We start from the raw sequence: 18,983 nt of genomic DNA, 5'->3' as shown, positions 1-18,983 counted from the left end.
TTTATGAAATTTTCTCGCAATCCACTTTAAAAGATTAGCCTGCTCACAATTTTTTAAGCAACTACATCGAAACAGATAACTCTGAGTCGCATCTGTTTTATCTCCTGCTTTACTGGATCTTTGGGCGTTCGCCTATTCAGGAAGACAGGAGAAAATTAAAATGACTGAAACAGTATCAACACAGCAGGATAAAACCGCTCTTACAAGTTCAGATACACGCCGCCGTATTTGGGCCATTGTTGGAGCATCATCGGGGAATTTGGTTGAGTGGTTTGATTTCTACGTCTATTCCTTCTGTTCGCTATACTTCGCCCATATTTTTTTCCCTTCAGGTAACAACACAACACAACTTCTACAAACTGCCGGGGTATTTGCCGCCGGTTTTTTAATGCGTCCGATTGGTGGTTGGTTGTTTGGTTATATTGCCGACAAGCATGGGCGTAAAAACTCAATGCTAATCTCGGTTTGTATGATGTGCTTCGGATCTTTGGTGATCGCCTGTTTACCAGGCTATGAAACCATTGGCACCTGGGCCCCAGCACTGCTTTTACTGGCTCGCTTATTTCAGGGGCTATCTGTAGGAGGGGAATACGGTACGAGTGCAACTTATATGAGTGAAGTGGCAGTAGAGGGCCGTAAAGGATTTTATGCTTCTTTTCAATACGTAACACTCATTGGTGGGCAGCTTTTAGCGCTACTCGTTGTGGTTGTACTTCAACAAGTTCTCAGTGATGGAGAGTTGCGTGAATGGGGGTGGAGGATACCTTTCGCACTGGGCGCAGTACTTGCCGTTGTCGCCCTCTATTTACGCCGTTCATTAGATGAAACTTCAGATAAAGCGACCCGGGAACACAAAGATGCAGGGACTCTGGGCGGCCTTTGGAAAAACCGCCGCGCTTTTATTATGGTTCTTGGATTTACCGCTGGCGGTTCACTAAGCTTTTATACTTTCACGACTTACATGCAAAAGTATTTGGTTAATACAGCAGGAATGCATGCTAATACTGCCAGCGCATTAATGACGTTTGCATTGTTTATATTTATGTTGGTACAGCCCTTCTTTGGAGCTTTATCAGATAGAATTGGTCGCCGTAATTCCATGCTGTTCTTTGGTGGATTAGCGACGGTAGTGACAGTTCCTATTCTTACCGCTTTGCAAAACGTCACCTCTCCCTACGCGGCATTTGGCCTTGTCATATTCGCTATGTTAATCGTCAGTTTTTATACTTCGATCAGCGGGATTTTGAAGGCTGAAATGTTCCCGCCAGAAGTCCGGGCATTAGGTGTCGGTTTATCTTATGCCGTAGCCAATGCGCTGTTTGGTGGTTCCGCGGAATATGTTGCGCTTTCCCTCAAATCTATCGGTATGGAAACAGCATTTTTCTGGTATGTCTCCGGAATGGGAGCTTTAGCATTCCTGGTGTCACTGTTGCTACATCGCAAGGGTAAAGGAATAAAACTTTAATATTTGGCAAACTGCCATATTGCATAGCCGGTGGCCGCACCGGCTACATCCCACGTGAAATCCTTCCAGCTCCACCCGCTCCCTGCCTCACGACTATCCCAAAACTCTTTTGTTGCCCCAAGACTGACTGAAAATAAGAAACCAAAATTAGCACTACGGGAATCACTCCAGTTCTGATGATGACCATATTCATTCCCCGCAGCGGAAAGAATTGCAGAGGCGATAAAATGTTGAGCTTTATCCTGCCCGTGCCACTGATCTTGCGTCATATGGCTGCAACCACTCAAGAGGAACACTAATGGAAGTAATAAACGAAGCATTCACTATCCTCAGGCTATAAAAAAACCCTGCAAGCAGGGTTTTATCAGTATAACGATGAATTACAGAATACGGCTGATCAAACGGTCGATGCGGATACGTCGCAAACGGCGAATGAGCTTACGAACTTTTATAGGATATTCCGCAATACTCTGTAAATCTCGATAATGCTGAACGACAGTAGTATGCGTGCGGATCAATTCCAGTTCATGATCGCGTTGCGTGGTGAGTTCGTGTTTAGGATCATGAATAAGAATCGCATTCTCCAGATCCAGCCGCCATGCTCTCGGGTTCAGGTTATTTCCCGTCAGCAGCATCCACTCGTCATCTACCCACATACCTTTTAAGTGATAACTGTTATCTTCATCTTTCCATAAGCGCACAATTAATTGCCCGCTATTAACGTAATATTGCAAACGGCTCAGGAAGCGACGAAGGTTAATTTCGTAGAGATAAGGCAATGCACCGATTATCTTAAACGGCTGATCTTCAGGAATATAAAAATCATTCGCCGTTTTGTCGCCGACAATAATTTCGACCTGCTTACCTTCGCGAAGCAACTGAATAATATTTCGTACCAGTACCGCCGGAAGATTGAAATAAGGCGTGCAAATAACTAATTTTTGCTCAGTACACGGCATCAAATGATAGATAGTTTTATTGAGCAAGCTTGTTTTGCCCAGGCCAACCAAAGGCGTAACAGCAAGCTGCTCGTTATCGGCATTCCCCTGGAAATGGAAACTAGCATCCCGTAACTCCTGGCGGAACAAACGAATATCATTTTTAATCTCAGGGCTTTTTGGTCTATGTAATCTATCAAGGCGATGTACCGCACGTCCACGCACCAGATTTTGCTGCATCCAGTTATACATGATGTCAGAAAGCTGCGGATTACAGATGACCTGATAGCGGTCATAACGATATTTATCATGCTGATGTAGATAAACGTCATTCACGCTGGCGCCGCTATAAATCACGCAATCATCAACAATAAAGCCTTTGAAGTGCAGAACGCCCAACGCTTCGCGAGTATTCACAGGCACACCGTGAACAGGGATATCTACACCTGAATGTTCTTCGGCCATGCGATAATACCAGTCGGCATTTGTGTTAGTTGCAGCAGCACCAATTCGGCCTCGCTGAGCACGATGCCAGTCTACCAGGACAGTCACTTCAATTTCCGGGCGTTGTTGTTTCGCCTGGTAAAGTGCAGCTAACACGGCTTTACCCGCATCGTCTTGCTCAAGATATAGAGCGACAATACAGATGCGGCGAGTTGCACTAGCAATTTTTTGCAGCAGGACTTCACGGAAATCCGCTGGGGAGAAAAGGGTCTCTACATCATCAACTGACTGAGAAAGCTTCGGCAATTGGGCAAGGTGTTGTTGATGTTTATTGCGTTTAAATTTAGACAACATCACAGTGCGTATCTTCTCTATTCATTGGATGGCCTTCTGCAAAATCCAGACGTCAGAACTTGCTGATAATACCACTACTGACCCGCAAAGTGAGTAAGTTTTCCAGTACCTTACTCACGAATCCATGCTTTTTATCAATGGAAGTGTCAGGCTGACAATGCCATCTTCCAGTTGTATATCGACATCGAATCCAAGTTTTCGGGCCAATGAGACCATGCCACGGTTATTTGGCATTGTTATGCCGTTAAGTCGTTGAAGCCCATGCTCTAACGTATAGGCAATAAGTTTCTCCAGTAGTCTTCGGCCTAATCCAAGTCCTTTTAAATCAGAGCGCACCAGCACCGCAAACTCGGCATCAATATTATCTGGGTCGGAGATTGCACGAGTTACGCCGATTATTTCGCTGCTACCGTTTTGTTGCCGGACTGCAACGAATGCCATTTCTCGATCGTAGTCGATCTGGGTCATATTGGCTAAATCTTCATGGGTAAATTCGTTGATCTCGCTGAAATATCGGTAGTAGAGATCTTCTTTGGTGACCAGGGAAATAAACTGTCGTAGCAGTGGTTCATCTTCTGGAAGAATCGGGCGAAACAGGCACTGCTCACCATTCTTGAGGACCACGTTTTCTTCAAGTTGGTATGGATAAGGACGGATAGCCAGCCGGGTCTCCGGATCACCCTCGAATTCAGCGAGCTGTAAGGTGACATCCAGCAATGTGAATTCGTTTCCAGAAGCCAGAAGTGGGTGAATATCCAGGCGACGGATTTCCGGACAATCGACAATTAAGTTAGAAACCTGAACCAGAATCTGACTAATACCGGGAACATCTAATGGGCGTAGCGCGCTACGCCCACGAATTTTTCCGCTTTTTATCGCCTGAATAACCAAATAGCGGGCAAGATTCATGTTCAACGGAGGTAATGCGACAACGGCTTGCTGATCGGGTCGCCATTCTACACCGCCTTCGCCCAGCATAATCAAAGGGCCAAAGACAGGATCATGCTCAACCACGATTCGTAGTTCCTGAGCGCCTGCGCGATTAGCCATGCTTTGAACCAATAACCCATGAATTCGCGCTTGCGGCCACGCCATTTTCACACGGTCGATGATGGCATCAGCGGCTTGTTGAACCTCAGCGGCTGTTCTGAGGTAAAGCATTACCCCCTGAACTTCCGATTTATGTGGAATATCGGGAGAGCGGAGCTTTAATGCCACGGGATATCCGATCTGCTCGGCAATATGCACAGCCTCCGCACTATCACCGGCAATCCAGGTCGGTAATGTGTTCAAGCCATAGGCCTGCAAGATAGGGCGCACTTCATGTGTATCGAGTGAAGTCGCGCCTTCTTTTAATGCCTGCATCAGCAATTGATGCGCCTCGCTGGCATTCGCTTGCAGATTGGCGGGCAGCGCGGGTGTTTCACGCAGCTGTTTTTGGTTGCGACGATATTCCACCATATGCATAAAGGCGGTAACTGCGCCTTCAGGCGTGCGATAAGTCGGAATACCGGCATCACTGAACAAGCGCCTGGACTCCTGAGACGAGTACTCACCGCACCAGTTGGTAATCAACGTGATGTATTTCCCTCGTGGATGCCTGCGGATTAAGTCGATTAATGCGGTGGCGCTCTCAGTCCCCGGCGCTGCAGCGCTCGGGGCATGGATCACCATTAGTGCATCAAAATCCTGGCTATCAAGTAAGATCTCCACGGCGTGAAGATAACGTTCTGGCGTGGCATCATCTCGTAAGTCTAACGGGTTGCCACTTTCAACACTGATGGGCAAAGCACCTTTTAGCTTACCGAGTATTTCTTCATTCAATGTTGCCAGTTTGCCATTGCGTAACCATAACTCATCCAGCGCCAACGCTGCTGGAGCAGCGCCGTTACTGATAATCATGAGGCGTTCGCCGCGAAGCGGTCGCATATGGCTCAATGTTTCTACGGCCGAAAACAGTTCATGAGTGTCTTGCACCCGTAACAAACCGGCTCGTTGAATCGCCGCATCCCAGGCAGCATCGAGTCCGGGATGTGTTTTCAGCAATTCTTGTGCTTTGGTGCTACGGCCGCTTTTAATCACCAGAATGGGTTTGTTACGAGAAGCACTTCGCGCGGCCGAAACAAAACGCCGCGCATCGCTCAAATGTTCCAGATAAAGCAAAATGGCGCTCGTTTTGGTATCGCGAGCCAGATAATCCAGTAATTCATCAACATCAATATCGAGGCTGTCGCCTAACGCAATAAACCACGAGAAGCCCATTTCACGTTGCTGTGCCCAATCCAGAATGGTGTTAGAAACAGCCGCAGATTGGGAGATAAAAGCCAGCTTACCTTTTTGAATCGGGACAGGTGAGAAGCTCGCATTGAGGCCCTGCCACGGAGCAAGTAAACCCAGGCTATTTGGGCCAAGTAAACGTATCTGCCACTGTGCAGCGCAAGCCAGTAAATCAGGCAATTGTTCAGGGGGAGAGGAGAGAATAATGCAGGCTTTACAGCCTTTTTCTCCCAGTGATTGCAGTAATTCCAGGTTACGTTTTGAGTGAGTGCAGATGACGGCGAGATCGGGGGCGAAGGGGAGGCTTGCAATATCAGGCCAGGCAAGCACGCCGCAGACCGCTTTATGGCTGGGTGTTACCGGCATGACTGGGCCGTTGAAACCGCCAGCCAGAAGATTGCGCATCATTAAATAACCCGCGCGATCTGTTTTTGCAGAAGCCCCGATAACCGCAATTGATTTGGGGCGCAGTAGCGCCTCCAGCCCACGTTGACTCATAGCTCTCTCTCCTGAGAATTAACTCAGTGAGTTTAAACGCTTTCTGGTTCCGGTGCTGTGATGCTGGATTGATGATGAGGTTTCCCCGCCAGATACCTCTCACGAAATAACGTGAAATGCTCAGTCAGACCGATGGCGGCATGTTCATCATCAGCCAGTGCGAGCAATGCAGCAGCGACTTCCGCAGTACAGTATTGGCCCTCGGCATGGGCTTCACGAAGGCGATAGGCGGAGACAATACTTAAATCGACTGAAATCACGGGCAGTCCATCAAGATAAGGACTTTTGCGGAACATCTTGCGTGCTTCGGTCCATGTACCATCCAACATAATGAAGAGTGGTGGCTTGCCTGATTTTGGCGGGGTGGTCAGCACTTCGCGCCCAACGCTTGCATAAGATGCCGGGAATACCACCATTGGTTGGTAATCAGGGCAGCTGACTAAATCGAGCAAAGCCTGAGGGGGTTCTGTACGTGACCACTGAAACGCTTCGGTATCCGGTAAAATATCGGCAATTAATCGCCCGGTATTGCTTGGCTTCATAGGCTCTGTATCAAACATCACCAGGCAAAAGCGGCTACGTGCATTCTGAGGTTGTAGCGTTTCACACAGACAGGTTTTTAGCGGCAACAGGCAACGCTGGCAACGGCGTATGCGATTACCACGGGCAAGGAAAGGACGAGTTGCACGCGCCAGGCGTTCAGCGCGAAGACGTAAGACGGCGTTTTCAGTCATCAGATAAACAAGCTTAAAAACGCCATTCTAACGTAGATGAAGTATCCGGGCACAATAAACGTGCCCGTCAACTTAGATGTTTTCGTTCAGCCAGCTTTCAAATGGGGCTTTTGGCATCGCACCATTTAGCATGTCGACCATTTCACCTTTTTTAAACACCATAATGGTCGGAATGCTGCGGATGCGGAAACGAGCACTTAGCGCTGGCTCCGCCTCTGTATTCACTTTAACAAAACGGACTTTGCCGCTGCGATCCTCCGCCACATCTTCAAAGATTGGCGCGAAGTTGACACATGGGCCGCACCATGGCGCCCAAAAATCTACAACCACCGGTAAGTCGTCTTGCAGCAATTTATCCAGGGTTTCGCTGGTGGCATTAATCACTTCACCATCGAACAGCTCATGACCACAACGGCCACATTTGGCACCGTCATCAATACGCTCATCGGGGATGCGATTAATTGCCTGGCAGGCGGCACAAACGGTATTCATAACTAACCTCTAAAGGATGTGTTGTCCAAAAATGGCGAAATTCACAGATGATGTTTCTTATATGTTAAATATTATCAGCGATTAGTCGAGTGCCAGCAAAGTGATTTATTCGATGAATACAATAGTTGTGGGCTTTTGACCAAAGTTAATGGCTAACCAGTGCCACATCGGGTAATCTGCGCGCCACGCGCTCAGCCAGGTGGAGAAAAGCATGAACGACGAATTTAAAGGTAAAAGCGGCAAGGTCAAAGTGATGTATGTCCGCGGTGACGATGACAGCGAAAAACGCAGCCAAAACCCGCGCACAGGTAAAGGTGGTGGGCGTCCGGCAGCAGCGTCACGCGGTGAGGGCCGTCGTGGCCCACGTCGCGATGATAAACCTGGCGCAGGGCGCGAGCGGAATCGTAGTGACGATCGTGAAGATCGTGGTGATAACCCATGGCGCACGGTTTCACGACCGCCAAGAGAAGAAGTGTCTGAAGCAGGCGAGCAAATGGGTGCCAATGGCAGACCTATTGTTGACCCTGAAATCATTCGCCGCCAACGTGCGGAAGAAACACGTGTTTACGGTGAGAACGCTTGTCAGGCTTTGTTCCTGAGCCGTCCTGATTGCATCGTACGCGCCTGGTTCATCCAGAGCGTGACCCCGCGTTTCAAAGAAGCACTGCGTTGGATGGCTGCAAACCGTAAAGCCTACCATGTGGTAGATGATGCGGAGTTGGTTAAAGCATCCGGTACAGAACACCACGGTGGCGTTTGCTTCATCATTAAAAAGCGTCGCGGCATTACTGTTGACAGCTGGTTATCTAAAGCTGGCGAAGAAGATTGTGTTCTGGCGCTGGAAAACGTGGCTAACCCGCATAACCTCGGCGGCATTATGCGTAGCTGCGCACATTTCGGTGTGAAAGGCTTGCTGGTGGAAGATGCAGCAATGCTGGAATCTGGCGCTGCGGTTCGTACTGCTGAAGGCGGTGCGGAGCATGTTGAAGCAATCAGCGGCGAGACTTTCGAAGAAGGTCTGGAGCAATTCCGTAAAGCCGGTTACGCGATTGTCACAACATCAAGCCATAAAGGAACTCCGCTTTTCAAAGCTGAGTTGCCGAAGAAAATGGTTCTGGTGTTAGGTCAGGAACGCGAAGGTGTTTCTGATGCGACCTTTGAAAATGCTGACATGAGCGTCGCGATCACAGGCACTGGTAATGTTGAAAGCTTGAACGTATCAGTGGCAACCGGTGTGTTGTTGTCTGAATGGTGGCGTCAAAACAAAGCGTAATGCTTTGAGAATGACCGTTTTAAAAAGCCAGCGAAAGCTGGCTTTTTTGTCTCTTTATTCTGGCAAAACCGGCGTCCAGTCAATTGCGGGCTGGTTGCGTTCGGTCAGATACTGATTGGTTTTAGAGAAATGCCCACACCCCAGAAAACCACGATGCGCCGATAAAGGCGAGGGATGAGGGGCTTGTAAAACGTGATGGCGGTTTCTGTCAATAAAACTGCCTTTCTTCTGCGCATGTGATCCCCAGAGTAAAAATACGACGCCTTCACAGTGTTCGTTAATCAGCGCAATTACCTTATCTGTGAATGCTTCCCAGCCTAATTTCGCATGCGAATGCGCATTACCTGCCTCGACGGTTAATACTGTGTTGAGTAAAAGTACGCCCTGACGCGCCCAGCTCTCCAGGTAACCATGGTTTGGTTGCACAAAATCAGCAATGTCGCTCTGCAACTCTTTGTACATATTCTTTAAAGACGGTGGCACTGCAACACCAGGCAGAACAGAGAATGCCAGACCGTGTGCTTGCCCTGGACCGTGATAAGGGTCTTGTCCAAGGATGACCACTTTCACGTCACCCAGCTCCGTAAATCTGAATGCGTTGAATACGTCTTTCTGAGGAGGATAAACCGTGACTCCAGCAGCGCGTCGTTCAGCAACGGTTGCTAGCGTATGAATGAAATAGGGTTGTTGCTTTTCTTGAGCCAGCACATCGTGCCAGGTGAGGGGGGGCGTCATCTCGCTCTCCTGCGATTTGGAATCTCACTAGCTTAACGGCTTCTTTCTTCTAAACAAAATGGATGAGTCACTGTTGAGACTTAAACCTAAAAAAATTTGAAAATTTACATAATTTTTAATTTCAACCAGGCTAGCTAAGTTGATGTAAAACAAATAAATGATATCATAGGCACATTGATGGCATGGATTTAATTGATTTAAATCAAAGTTTGAAGCCGGTTTGGCTAGTATAAAGATCAGTAACGCAACAATGGTTTTACCAATGAGCCAGTTTATGGCCCGAAATAGAATCACAAAATTAGCCCATAGGGAGAAATAAAATGATTACTGGTATCCAAATTACTAAAGCTGCAAATGATTCACTCCTGAACTCTATCTGGCTGCTGGACAGCGAGAAAGGCGAAGCGCGTTGTGTCTGTGCTAAAGCAGATTTTGCAGAAGACGAAGTTGTCGCAGTGAGCAAACTGGGCGAGTTCGAATATCGTGAAATCGGTGTGGAAGCAAAACCTGAAGTTCGTGTAGAAGGTGGTCAGCACCTGAACGTGAACGTTCTGCGTCGTGAAACTCTGGAAGATGCTGTTAAACACCCAGAAAAATATCCGCAGCTGACTATCCGTGTTTCTGGCTATGCCGTACGTTTCAACTCACTGACTGCAGAACAGCAGCGTGACGTGATTGCTCGTACCTTTACTGCAAGCCTTTAATTTCTAAAGTATTTAAAAAGCCGGTGGCAGTTGCACCGGCTTTTTTTATGGTTCTGATTCAGAAGTGTAACAAAATGGTTAAAACTCTAACTCAAATCATAAAAAAACCGCCTCCTGGGAGACGGTTTATATAGCTGCTGATGAATTATTCAGCTGAATCGGTTTTCGTACTGCTTGGTTTACGGCGCTTACCGACATTCTTTTTATCGCGAAGACGCACTTTCACACGCGGTTTTTCTTTCTCGTCTTTCTTCTTCTCTTCGCGCTTAGCGAGCACTTTCTTCGACGGCTTGCCGGTGAGTTTTTCACTCGGTGCGCGGGTGGTTGGGCGCAGCTCATCAATCACGCGAGATTTCATTGGTTCTTTCATGTAGCGAGTGACTTTGCCTAGCAGCAAATGGTCATGCGCTTCAACCAATGAGATTGCAGTGCCTTTCAGACCGGCACGACCCGTACGCCCGATACGGTGCAGATAGGTATCAGCAGTACGCGGCATATCGAAGTTAAACACATGGCTCACTTCTGGAATATCAATACCACGCGCGGCAACATCGGTTGCAATCAGAACGTTCACGCGGCCATCAGTCAAACGCTTGATTGCCTCGGTACGTTTCATCTGCACCATTTCGCCTTCGAGATAGCAGGTATTGATTCCCGCTTCGCGAAGCCAGGCAACGAGTTCATGCACACGATCGCGTTTACGCACAAAGACGATTGAACGAGTGGTATCCGGTTGTTTCAGCAGGTGTACCAACAGAGCGGTTTTATGCTCAATATTATCGGCACGGTAGTACCATTGGTGGATTTTTTTGCGTTCACGTGTTGATGACGTTGCTGAAACTTCAACAGGATCTTCTAACAAACGCTCAGCGAAGTTCTTGATTGCATCGCCTTCAAGCGTGGCAGAGAACAGCATGGTTTGTTTGCGCCAGCGAGTCTCTGCAGCAATGGTTTCGATATCCTGCGCAAAGCCCAAATCCAACATGCGATCGGCTTCATCAAGAATCAGTGTCTCAACTGCACGGCAATCAAAGTTTTCTTCTTTGATGTATTGCAGCAGGCGGCCCGTTGTTGCGACAACGATATCCTGATTTTCACTAAACACTTCAGCGTGGTTCATATAAGCCACGCCACCAGTGATAGTTGCGATATCAAGATGTGTATGTTTTGCCAGCTCACGAGCGTGATCGGCCACTTGCATTGCCAGTTCACGCGTTGGCGTGACGATTAAAATACGTGGTGGGCCAGATTTTTTACGCGGGAAATCGACCAAATGCTGTAACACAGGCAGCAAATAAGCGGCTGTTTTACCGGTACCGGTTGGTGCGGAACCGAGGACATCACGCCCTTCAAGTGCAGGTGGAATGGCGGCAGCCTGAATAGCTGTCGGGCGGGTAAAGCCCTTGTCCTGGAGCGCGAGCAACAAGCTCTCGTCAAGTTCCAGTTCGGAAAAAGTGGTTACAGTCATGGTCTTCCTCTATGTAGGGCGCCGATTATAGACGTTATGGCTGCGATCTTCATCTGTTTGTGTGGATAACTGACGCTTTTCCTGGCAGCAACTTTCCCCTATGCTACACCCGTTTCTCTACAGGGTAGCTAAGATGTGCAGTCAAAGAGCAGTATTGCGTCGTGATGGATTCACCTTTAAACAATTCTTTGTAGCGCACGACAGATGTGCAATGAAAGTCGGAACTGATGGCACGTTGCTGGGCGCATGGGTACCCGTAGCAAATGTGAAAAACGTATTGGATATTGGCACCGGAAGCGGCTTACTGGCATTAATGCTCGCGCAGCGCACGCCTGATCATGTCACGGTCGATGCAGTAGAACTTGATCCTGCTGCCGCTGAGCAAGCTGCGGAAAACGCCGCAGGGTGCAAGTGGTCTTCGCGTATCTCGGTTCATTGCGCTGATATTCGTGAATGGGCGCAACAAGCCACGCAACGTTACTCGTTAATCGTCAGCAACCCGCCCTTTTTTACCCAGGGCAGTGATTGTGCTTCGCCGGAGCGTGCTCAGGCTCGCTATACCACAACGCTTGATCATAACGCGTTGTTGAGTAGTGCCGCTCAGTTGATCACTGAGGATGGCTTTTTCTGTGTGATCATGCCTGAAACGTCGGGAACGGCTTTTTGTGAACTTGCAAAAACACAGGGATGGTTTGTACGTTACCGTACAGATATCGCAGATAATGAAACGCGTTTGCCGCATCGCGTCATGTTGGCGTTGTCATCAACAGATGGTGAATACTTTACTGAACGATTAATCATTCGTGGGCCAGACCAACAATATTCCGAAGGCTATTGCAGCCTGACCCAGGATTTCTATTTATTTATGTAGAGTGGCGAAAGAATGCTTGGCCCGGAGTTTTCGGCCAAATCCGGGTAGTCCAGAGTGTAGTGCAGACCCCGGCTTTCTTTACGCATCATGGCACAGCGCACGATTAACTCAGCAACTTGCACAAGGTTGCGCAGTTCCAGCAAATTGTTCGACACGCGGAAGTTGGCATAGTATTCGTCGATCTCTTGCTGCAACATCGTAATTCGGCGCAGTGCGCGTTCCAGACGGCGCGTGGATCGTACAATCCCAACGTAATCCCACATAAACAGGCGAAGCTCATGCCAGTTATGTTGAATCACAACTTGTTCATCTGGATTATCGACGCGGCTATCATCCCAGTCCGGCAGTTTTCTGGAAATTCGGGCGTACGGCATACGCTTTATAATATCCTCTGCCGCTGACCAGCCATAAACCAGACATTCCAGCAGCGAGTTCGACGCCATACGGTTTGCACCATGCAGACCGGTATAAGTGACTTCGCCGATAGCATATAGCCCGTCAACATCAGTCCGCCCATTTTCATCGACCATCACACCGCCGCAGGTGTAATGTGCCGCTGGCACCACCGGGACGGGTTCTTTGGTGAGATCAATACCCAGCCCCATCAGCTTTTCGTAAATTGTTGGGAAATGATGGCGTACAAACTCTTCTGGTTTGTGGCTGATATCAAGGTACATGCAGTCTGCACCCAGACGCTTCATCTCATGATCGATGGCGCGAGCGACGATATCTCGCGGAGCCAGTTCACCACGCTCATCAAAATCAGGCATGAACCGTGAGCCATCAGGGCGCTTGAGATAAGCACCTTCGCCGCGTAAGGCTTCGGTCAGTAGGAAATTACGTGCTTGAGGGTGGAACAAGGCGGTCGGGTGGAACTGATTAAATTCCAGGTTCGCGACGCGGCAACCGGCGCGCCAGGCCATGGCAATACCATCGCCTGAAGAAATATCCGGATTAGTGGTGTACTGATAAACTTTCGATGCGCCACCGGTGGCCAGAACCACCGCTTTCGCACGGCAGGTTTCCACTTTTTCACGATTGCGATTCCAGACCCAGGCTCCGACCACGCGTCGCGTACCCGGTAAACCTATTTTGTCTGAAACAATTAAATCGACGGCATTACTGCGTTCGATGACACGAATATTCGGGTGGTTAAGCGCTTTACCTACCAGAGTGGTTTCTACTTCTTTACCCGTGGCGTCAGCGGCATGAAGAATTCGACGATGGCTATGCCCACCTTCGCGGGTTAAATGATAGCTTTCTGCACCATTTGGCTGAACTTCGGTATCAAATAACACGCCCTGGTCAATCAGCCATTGCACGCAGTGACGTGCATTACTGGCGACAAACTCCACCGCCTCACGGTCACAAATTCCAGCGCCTGCAATCAGAGTATCTTCTACATGTGAGTCGATGCTGTCCGTTTCATCAAACACAGCGGCAATGCCGCCCTGAGCATATAAGGTTGAGCCTTCATTAATCGGCCCTTTACTCAGAACTATTACTTTGCTGTTTTCGGCAAGCCGTAAAGCAAGAGAGAGGCCAGCAGCTCCGCTACCGACGATTAATACATCACAAGCGAGTTCGGAATTTGCGTTCATCGTGTTTAATTTACTAAACAATGGTTGGGCCAGCATATCACCCGATGTGGGCTACAACACGCTTTTTTTAAAGCAGTGTTATATCAACTAAACAGGACGACGTGCAGAAGTCAGTTTCATCTGAATTATGTGCGGAATAAGCCATATTTGCAGTCAGGCCACCGTGAGCGGCAGATTTTCTGATGAAAAATCATGATTCATGCGATACTCTGCATGCAATTTAGCGATCGCCTTTTACGATAAAAAAGGTGTCACCGTTTGTGCCACGAAACTTATAATCAAGAAGAGATAATTTGTGGAACAGATCAGGAAAACAAAGGCGTAACGGAACTTTGCTCAAATCGAGCGTTCCAACCGTGAACTTGCTCATGTATGCAGAGTTCGGGTGGCTTTTCAATTACGCGTGGAAATAGGTTTGGGGAGACATTACCTCGGATGAGCGAGCAGTTAACGGATCAGGTCCTCGTCGAACGGGTCCAGAAGGGAGATCAGAAGTCATTCAATTTACTGGTAATTCGTTATCAGCATAAAGTGGCGAGCCTGGTTTCCCGCTATGTACCATCAGGGGATGTCCCTGATGTAGTGCAGGAATCTTTCATTAAAGCTTATCGCGCACTGGATTCATTCCGTGGCGATAGCGCGTTTTACACATGGTTGTATCGTATAGCGGTCAACACGGCGAAAAATTATCTGGTTGCTCAGGGTCGTCGTCCTCCATCAAGTGATGTGGACGCAATTGATGCGGAAAACTACGAAAGTGGCAGCGCATTGAAAGAAATTTCGAACCCTGAGAACTTAATGTTGTCTGAAGAACTGAGACAAATAGTTTTCCGTACTATTGAGTCACTTCCGGAAGATTTACGTATGGCAATTACGTTGCGGGAGTTGGATGGTTTGAGCTATGAAGAAATAGCCGCCATCATGGATTGTCCGGTAGGGACTGTACGTTCTCGTATTTTCCGTGCGCGGGAAGCTATTGATAATAAAGTTCAACCGCTTATCAGGCGTTGACGATAGCGGGTTACTGGAAGGGTAATTAGGCATGCAGAAAGAACAGCTTTCCGCTTTAATGGATGGGGAAACTCTGGATAGCGAGCTGCTAAGTATTTTGTCGAAAGACAAATCAATGCAGCAAAGCTGGGAGAGCTACCACCTAATCCGCGACACAATGCGCGGCGATACCAGTGAATTACTTCATTTTGATATTGCAGCTAATGTCATGGCTGCAATTGAAAATGAGCCAGTGCGTCATGTCACGCCACTCATTACTGAACAGCAACCAAAACCAGAACAATGGCAGAAAATGTCATTCTGGAACAAGGTGCGTCCGTGGGCTAGCCAACTTACCCAAATGGGTGTTGCTGCATGTGTATCACTTGCAGTAATCGTTGGTGTGCAGCACTATAATGGCCAGTCTGACAACCCTGCTCAACCCGAGGCTCCAGTGTTCAACACTTTGCCTATGATGGGTAAAGCGAGTCCGGTAAGTTTAGGTGTGCCGTCTGACAGCACAGCCAGTACGGGTCAGCAGCAGGTACAGGAACAGCGTCGACGTATCAATGCCATGTTGCAAGATTACGAATTGCAGCGTCGTTTACACGCCGAGCAACTCCAGTTTGAACAGGCACAAACCCAGCAAGCTGCGGTACAAGTGCCAGGAAACCAAACTTTAGGAACTCAATCGCAGTAATGAAGCAACTTTGGTATGCCCTGTCTCTTATGACAAGCAGCCTGTTGTTCAGCTCAAATGCCTCGGCGGACACTGTTTCGTCCGGGGCATTGTTGCAGCAAATGAACCAGGCGAGTCAGTCACTCAATTATGAGTTGGCATTTATCAGCATTAATAAGCAAGGCATAGAATCCTTACGGTATCGCCATGCAAGGCTTGATAATCGTCCGCTTGCTCAATTGCTTCAGATGGACGGCCCGCGCCGAGAAGTCGTCCAGCGTGGCAGCGAAATCAGCTATTTTGAACCTGGGCTTGAGCCATTTACGCTCACCGGGGATTACATCGTTGATTCGCTTCCATCAATCGTTTACACCGATTTCAAACGCTTAACGCCATATTACGACTTCATCTCTGTCGGGCGCACTCGCATTGCCGACAGGCTTTGCGAAGTTATCCGTGTGGTGGCCAGAGACGGTACGCGTTACAGCTATATGGTGTGGATGGATTCAGAAACCAAATTACCCCTGCGTGTTGATTTGCTGGACCGTGATGGCGAAACGCTGGAACAATTCCGCGTGATCTCCTTTAACGTCAGCAAAGAAGCGAACGGCATGATGCAAAGTCTGGCAAAGGCGAATTTACCGCCATTATTGTCAGTCCCTGGTGCTGAAAAAATTAACTTTACCTGGGCGCCCACCTGGCTGCCGCAAGGATTTAGTGAAGTTTCCAGCAGTCGTCGGCCATTACCAACGGTTGATGTCCCTATCGAATCACGTCTTTATTCAGATGGTCTGTTTAGCTTCTCGGTCAATATTAGCCGGGCGGCCAGTAATAGCACCGATCAGATTCTACGCACGGGGCGTCGCACCGTAAGTTCTGAGATTCGTGATAAAACTGAAATCACCATCGTGGGTGAACTACCGCCGCAAACGGCAAAACGTATTGCGGACAGCATCAAATTCAGGAATGGGCAATGATCAAAGAGTGGGCAACCGTTGTCTCCTGGAAACAAGGTGAAGCATTATTAAGCTGCGATGTGAAAGCATCTTGCAGCAGCTGTGCTTCACGCGCTGGCTGCGGTAGTCGTATCCTTAATAAGCTCGGCCCACAAACGAGTCACACCTTATCGGTTGCCTGCGATACTCCGCTGGTAGCCGGTCAAAAAGTCGAATTGGGCATCGCTGAAGGCAGCCTGATAGGCTCTGCATTACTGGTTTACATGTCTCCACTGGTCGGTTTGTTTATCGTATCTGCTCTTTTTCAGGCGATGTTTGATACAAACCTTGCCGCGATTTGTGGTGCATTACTGGGAGGCGTAGGCGGTTTTCTTATCGCACGCGGGTTCTCTGTGAAACTCAGTCGCCGTGAAAACTGGCAGCCGGTTATTCTCAGCGTTGCTCTGCCGCCAGATGCGCTCAGAGTCGAAACCATGACGCCTGCAGATAACTCGTGAAGCACCTGCTGCCCACCATCTGTTTTGACACTCACTCCATCGGCTTTTCATCGCTCAACTAAGCTTGCATGATGACCTGTTTCCTCGCTTTCTGGTTGTAGTGTAGAATGCGGCGTTTCAGGCAAAAGACAGCCATTGACATCATGCTCTGTACAGCGCGTAGCGCCGAGCTTTCCCGGATTTGTAAGGCATAAAAACCTCTAACTATGAAGAATATACGTAACTTTTCTATTATTGCCCACATCGACCACGGCAAATCGACGCTGTCTGACCGTATTATCCAAATTTGCGGCGGCTTGTCCGATCGCGAAATGGAAGCCCAGGTTCTTGACTCCATGGATCTTGAACGTGAGCGCGGGATTACCATCAAAGCGCAAAGCGTTACTCTGGATTACAAAGCAAGTGATGGTGAAACTTATCACCTGAATTTCATCGACACCCCTGGTCACGTTGACTTCTCTTATGAAGTTTCCCGCTCGCTTGCGGCATGCGAAGGTGCGTTGCTGGTGGTGGATGCCGGGCAGGGTGTAGAAGCTCAGACCCTGGCAAACTGCTATACCGCCATGGAAATGGATCTGGAAGTTGTTCCTGTTCTGAACAAAATTGACCTGCCAGCAGCTGACCCTGAACGTGCTGCGCAAGAAATTGAAGATATCGTAGGTATCGATGCCACTGATGCTGTTCGTTGTTCAGCTAAAACTGGTTTTGGTGTAACGGATGTTCTTGAACGTCTGGTGCGCGACATCCCAGGCCCTGAAGGTGATCCAGAAGCACCATTGCAGGCGCTGATCATTGACTCCTGGTTCGATAACTACCTTGGTGTTGTCTCCCTGGTGCGTATCAAAAACGGCACCATGAGAAAGGGCGACAAAATTAAAGTTATGAGCACCGGCCAGGTGTATAACGCTGACCGTCTGGGCATTTTCACGCCGAAACGTGTTGATCGTGATGTTCTGGGCTGTGGTGAAGTAGGCTGGTTGGTGTGCGCGATTAAAGACATTCTCGGCGCACCGGTTGGTGATACTTTGACTCTTGCACGTAACCCGGCAGATAAAGCGCTGCCAGGCTTCAAAAAAGTGAAGCCGCAGGTTTATGCAGGTCTGTTCCCGGTTAGCTCAGACGATTACGAAAACTTCCGTGATGCGCTCGGCAAGTTGAGCCTGAACGACGCTTCCTTATTCTTCGAGCCAGAAAGCTCAACGGCGCTGGGCTTCGGCTTCCGCTGCGGCTTCCTTGGCCTGTTGCACATGGAAATCATTCAGGAACGTCTGGAACGTGAATACGATCTCGACCTGATTACCACCGCGCCAACTGTAGTTTACGAAGTCGAAACCACCACTGGCGAAACGATCTATGTTGATAGCCCATCTAAGCTGCCAGCACTGAATAACATCGCTGAACTACGTGAGCCGATTGCAGAATGTCATATGCTGATGCCTCAGGAATACCTGGGAAGCGTAATCACTCTGTGTATCGAAAAACGTGGTGTGCAAACCAACATGGTTTACCACGGTAATCAGGTTGCGCTGACCTATGAAATTCCGATGGCTGAAGTGGTCCTCGACTTCTTCGATCGTCTGAAATCGACATCTCGTGGTTATGCGTCTCTGGACTATAACTTCAAACGCTTCCAGGCTTCTGACATGGTGCGTGTTGATGTTCTGATCAACGGCGATCGTGTTGATGCCCTCGCATTGATTACTCACCGTGGCAATTCACAGTTCCGTGGTCGCCAACTGGTTGAGAAGATGCAAGAGCTGATCCCGCGTCAGCAATTTGATATTGCGATTCAGGCGGCTATCGGCGCACACATTATTGCGCGTTCTACCGTTAAACAATTGCGTAAAAACGTTCTGGCAAAATGCTACGGCGGTGACGTAAGCCGTAAGAAAAAGCTGTTGCAGAAACAGAAGGACGGTAAGAAGCGTATGAAGCAAGTCGGTAACGTCGAACTGCCTCAGGAAGCGTTCCTCGCCATTCTGCATGTCGGCAAAGACAGCAAATAAA

The 18,983-nt window shown here is 48.7% G+C and carries 18 protein-coding genes; 10 read left to right on the top strand and 8 right to left on the bottom strand.

Going from position 1 to position 18,983, the window contains the following annotated elements; all coding sequences use genetic code 11:
* Positions 1-160: 160 nt before the first annotated feature.
* Positions 161-1,465, top strand: coding sequence for an MFS transporter (locus tag GBAG_RS15385; RefSeq protein WP_034497767.1), 1,305 nt, complete (start codon positions 161-163; stop codon positions 1,463-1,465).
* On the opposite strand, the gene GBAG_RS15380 is transcribed toward GBAG_RS15385, so the two are convergent.
* The 5 genes from GBAG_RS15380 to trxC all read right to left on the bottom strand — a co-directional run bounded on the left by GBAG_RS15380 (position 1,462) and on the right by trxC (position 7,202).
* Positions 1,462-1,785 carry a YfiM family lipoprotein gene (locus GBAG_RS15380; protein ID WP_034497765.1) on the bottom strand — a complete coding sequence of 108 codons (324 nt, stop codon included), beginning with the start codon at positions 1,783-1,785 and terminating at the stop codon, positions 1,462-1,464. The genes GBAG_RS15385 and GBAG_RS15380 overlap by 4 nt on opposite strands.
* 60 nt (positions 1,786-1,845) lie before the next feature.
* Positions 1,846-3,201: a CDP-diacylglycerol--serine O-phosphatidyltransferase gene (pssA, locus tag GBAG_RS15375; RefSeq protein WP_034497763.1), complete on the bottom strand. Its 1,356-nt coding sequence runs from the start codon at positions 3,199-3,201 to the stop codon at positions 1,846-1,848.
* A gap of 114 nt (positions 3,202-3,315) precedes the next feature.
* Entirely contained in the window at positions 3,316-5,976 is a 2,661-nt protein-coding gene (locus tag GBAG_RS15370; protein ID WP_034497761.1) for a bifunctional acetate--CoA ligase family protein/GNAT family N-acetyltransferase, read from the bottom strand.
* Positions 5,977-6,008: 32 nt separating this feature from the next.
* The gene (locus GBAG_RS15365; RefSeq protein WP_034497760.1) at positions 6,009-6,710 is read right to left on the bottom strand and encodes a tRNA-uridine aminocarboxypropyltransferase; all 702 of its coding nucleotides are present in this window, start codon (positions 6,708-6,710) and stop codon (positions 6,009-6,011) included.
* Positions 6,711-6,782: 72 nt separating this feature from the next.
* Positions 6,783-7,202: a thioredoxin TrxC gene (trxC, locus tag GBAG_RS15360; protein WP_034497758.1), complete on the bottom strand. Its 420-nt coding sequence runs from the start codon at positions 7,200-7,202 to the stop codon at positions 6,783-6,785.
* Positions 7,203-7,413: 211 nt separating this feature from the next.
* Between trxC and GBAG_RS15355 the strand changes: the two genes are divergently transcribed.
* Complete coding sequence (locus GBAG_RS15355; RefSeq protein WP_034497757.1) at positions 7,414-8,475, top strand: tRNA/rRNA methyltransferase; 1,062 nt, start codon at positions 7,414-7,416, stop codon at positions 8,473-8,475.
* Positions 8,476-8,529: 54 nt separating this feature from the next.
* On the opposite strand, the gene ung is transcribed toward GBAG_RS15355, so the two are convergent.
* Positions 8,530-9,210 (bottom strand): uracil-DNA glycosylase, encoded by a 681-nt coding sequence (gene ung, locus GBAG_RS15350; RefSeq protein ID WP_034497756.1) that lies wholly within the window; start codon positions 9,208-9,210, stop codon positions 8,530-8,532.
* Between the two features lie 320 nt (positions 9,211-9,530).
* Between ung and grcA the strand changes: the two genes are divergently transcribed.
* Positions 9,531-9,914, top strand: coding sequence for an autonomous glycyl radical cofactor GrcA (grcA, locus tag GBAG_RS15345; RefSeq protein ID WP_034497754.1), 384 nt, complete (start codon positions 9,531-9,533; stop codon positions 9,912-9,914).
* Between the two features lie 145 nt (positions 9,915-10,059).
* Here grcA and srmB read toward each other — a convergent pair whose 3' ends face one another.
* Entirely contained in the window at positions 10,060-11,382 is a 1,323-nt protein-coding gene (srmB, locus tag GBAG_RS15340; RefSeq protein ID WP_034497752.1) for an ATP-dependent RNA helicase SrmB, read from the bottom strand.
* A 133-nt stretch (positions 11,383-11,515) separates the two neighbouring features.
* On the opposite strand from srmB, the gene trmN reads away from it, so the two are divergent.
* Positions 11,516-12,253: a tRNA(1)(Val) (adenine(37)-N(6))-methyltransferase TrmN gene (trmN, locus tag GBAG_RS15335; RefSeq protein WP_034497750.1), complete on the top strand. Its 738-nt coding sequence runs from the start codon at positions 11,516-11,518 to the stop codon at positions 12,251-12,253.
* On the opposite strand, the gene nadB is transcribed toward trmN, so the two are convergent.
* Positions 12,238-13,854, bottom strand: coding sequence for an L-aspartate oxidase (gene nadB / locus GBAG_RS15330; protein ID WP_034497772.1), 1,617 nt, complete (start codon positions 13,852-13,854; stop codon positions 12,238-12,240). The two genes, trmN and nadB, sit on opposite strands and share 16 nt — an antisense overlap.
* Positions 13,855-14,210: 356 nt before the next feature.
* On the opposite strand from nadB, the gene GBAG_RS23285 reads away from it, so the two are divergent.
* The 6 genes from GBAG_RS23285 to lepA all read left to right on the top strand — a co-directional run bounded on the left by GBAG_RS23285 (position 14,211) and on the right by lepA (position 18,982).
* Positions 14,211-14,267: a hypothetical protein gene (locus tag GBAG_RS23285; RefSeq protein ID WP_370511345.1), complete on the top strand. Its 57-nt coding sequence runs from the start codon at positions 14,211-14,213 to the stop codon at positions 14,265-14,267.
* A 22-nt stretch (positions 14,268-14,289) separates the two neighbouring features.
* Positions 14,290-14,865, top strand: a complete 576-nt coding sequence (gene rpoE, locus GBAG_RS15325; RefSeq protein ID WP_034497749.1) for an RNA polymerase sigma factor RpoE — start codon at positions 14,290-14,292, stop codon at positions 14,863-14,865.
* 31 nt (positions 14,866-14,896) lie between these two features.
* A complete protein-coding gene (gene rseA, locus GBAG_RS15320) occupies positions 14,897-15,544 on the top strand; it encodes an anti-sigma-E factor RseA (protein WP_034497748.1) in 648 nt (215 codons plus the stop codon).
* On the top strand, positions 15,544-16,500 hold the full coding sequence (gene rseB / locus GBAG_RS15315) for a sigma-E factor regulatory protein RseB (RefSeq protein WP_034497747.1): 957 nt from the start codon (positions 15,544-15,546) through the stop codon (positions 16,498-16,500). Before rseA ends, rseB begins: the two co-directional genes overlap by 1 nt.
* Positions 16,497-16,976, top strand: coding sequence for a SoxR-reducing system protein RseC (gene rseC / locus GBAG_RS15310; protein ID WP_034497746.1), 480 nt, complete (start codon positions 16,497-16,499; stop codon positions 16,974-16,976). Before rseB ends, rseC begins: the two co-directional genes overlap by 4 nt.
* A 206-nt stretch (positions 16,977-17,182) precedes the next feature.
* Positions 17,183-18,982: a translation elongation factor 4 gene (lepA, locus tag GBAG_RS15305; protein WP_034497745.1), complete on the top strand. Its 1,800-nt coding sequence runs from the start codon at positions 17,183-17,185 to the stop codon at positions 18,980-18,982.
* Position 18,983: the final 1 nt, after the last annotated feature.

The sequence above is a fragment of the Buttiauxella agrestis ATCC 33320 genome (assembly GCF_000735355.1).
Classification (GTDB): domain Bacteria; phylum Pseudomonadota; class Gammaproteobacteria; order Enterobacterales; family Enterobacteriaceae; genus Buttiauxella; species Buttiauxella agrestis.
The sequence above is the reverse complement of the archived record's forward strand: the minus strand, read 5'-3'. Positions and strand labels throughout refer to the sequence as shown.

Bases quoted from the DNA above. Each gene is read 5' to 3' on its own strand.
- grcA (WP_034497754.1), top strand. From the start codon at position 9,531: ATGATTACTGGTATCCAAATTACTAAAGCTGCAAATGATTCACTCCTG.
- trxC (WP_034497758.1), bottom strand. From the start codon at position 7,202: ATGAATACCGTTTGTGCCGCCTGCCAGGCAATTAATCGCATCCCCGAT.
- GBAG_RS15365 (WP_034497760.1), bottom strand. From the start codon at position 6,710: ATGACTGAAAACGCCGTCTTACGTCTTCGCGCTGAACGCCTGGCGCGT.
- rseB (WP_034497747.1), top strand. From the start codon at position 15,544: ATGAAGCAACTTTGGTATGCCCTGTCTCTTATGACAAGCAGCCTGTTG.
- ung (WP_034497756.1), bottom strand. From the start codon at position 9,210: ATGACGCCCCCCCTCACCTGGCACGATGTGCTGGCTCAAGAAAAGCAA.
- pssA (WP_034497763.1), bottom strand. From the start codon at position 3,201: ATGTTGTCTAAATTTAAACGCAATAAACATCAACAACACCTTGCCCAA.
- GBAG_RS15370 (WP_034497761.1), bottom strand. From the start codon at position 5,976: ATGAGTCAACGTGGGCTGGAGGCGCTACTGCGCCCCAAATCAATTGCG.
- rseC (WP_034497746.1), top strand. From the start codon at position 16,497: ATGATCAAAGAGTGGGCAACCGTTGTCTCCTGGAAACAAGGTGAAGCA.
- GBAG_RS15355 (WP_034497757.1), top strand. From the start codon at position 7,414: ATGAACGACGAATTTAAAGGTAAAAGCGGCAAGGTCAAAGTGATGTAT.
- lepA (WP_034497745.1), top strand. From the start codon at position 17,183: ATGAAGAATATACGTAACTTTTCTATTATTGCCCACATCGACCACGGC.
- rseA (WP_034497748.1), top strand. From the start codon at position 14,897: ATGCAGAAAGAACAGCTTTCCGCTTTAATGGATGGGGAAACTCTGGAT.
- srmB (WP_034497752.1), bottom strand. From the start codon at position 11,382: ATGACTGTAACCACTTTTTCCGAACTGGAACTTGACGAGAGCTTGTTG.
- trmN (WP_034497750.1), top strand. From the start codon at position 11,516: ATGTGCAGTCAAAGAGCAGTATTGCGTCGTGATGGATTCACCTTTAAA.
- GBAG_RS15385 (WP_034497767.1), top strand. From the start codon at position 161: ATGACTGAAACAGTATCAACACAGCAGGATAAAACCGCTCTTACAAGT.
- rpoE (WP_034497749.1), top strand. From the start codon at position 14,290: ATGAGCGAGCAGTTAACGGATCAGGTCCTCGTCGAACGGGTCCAGAAG.
- nadB (WP_034497772.1), bottom strand. From the start codon at position 13,854: ATGAACGCAAATTCCGAACTCGCTTGTGATGTATTAATCGTCGGTAGC.
- GBAG_RS15380 (WP_034497765.1), bottom strand. From the start codon at position 1,785: ATGCTTCGTTTATTACTTCCATTAGTGTTCCTCTTGAGTGGTTGCAGC.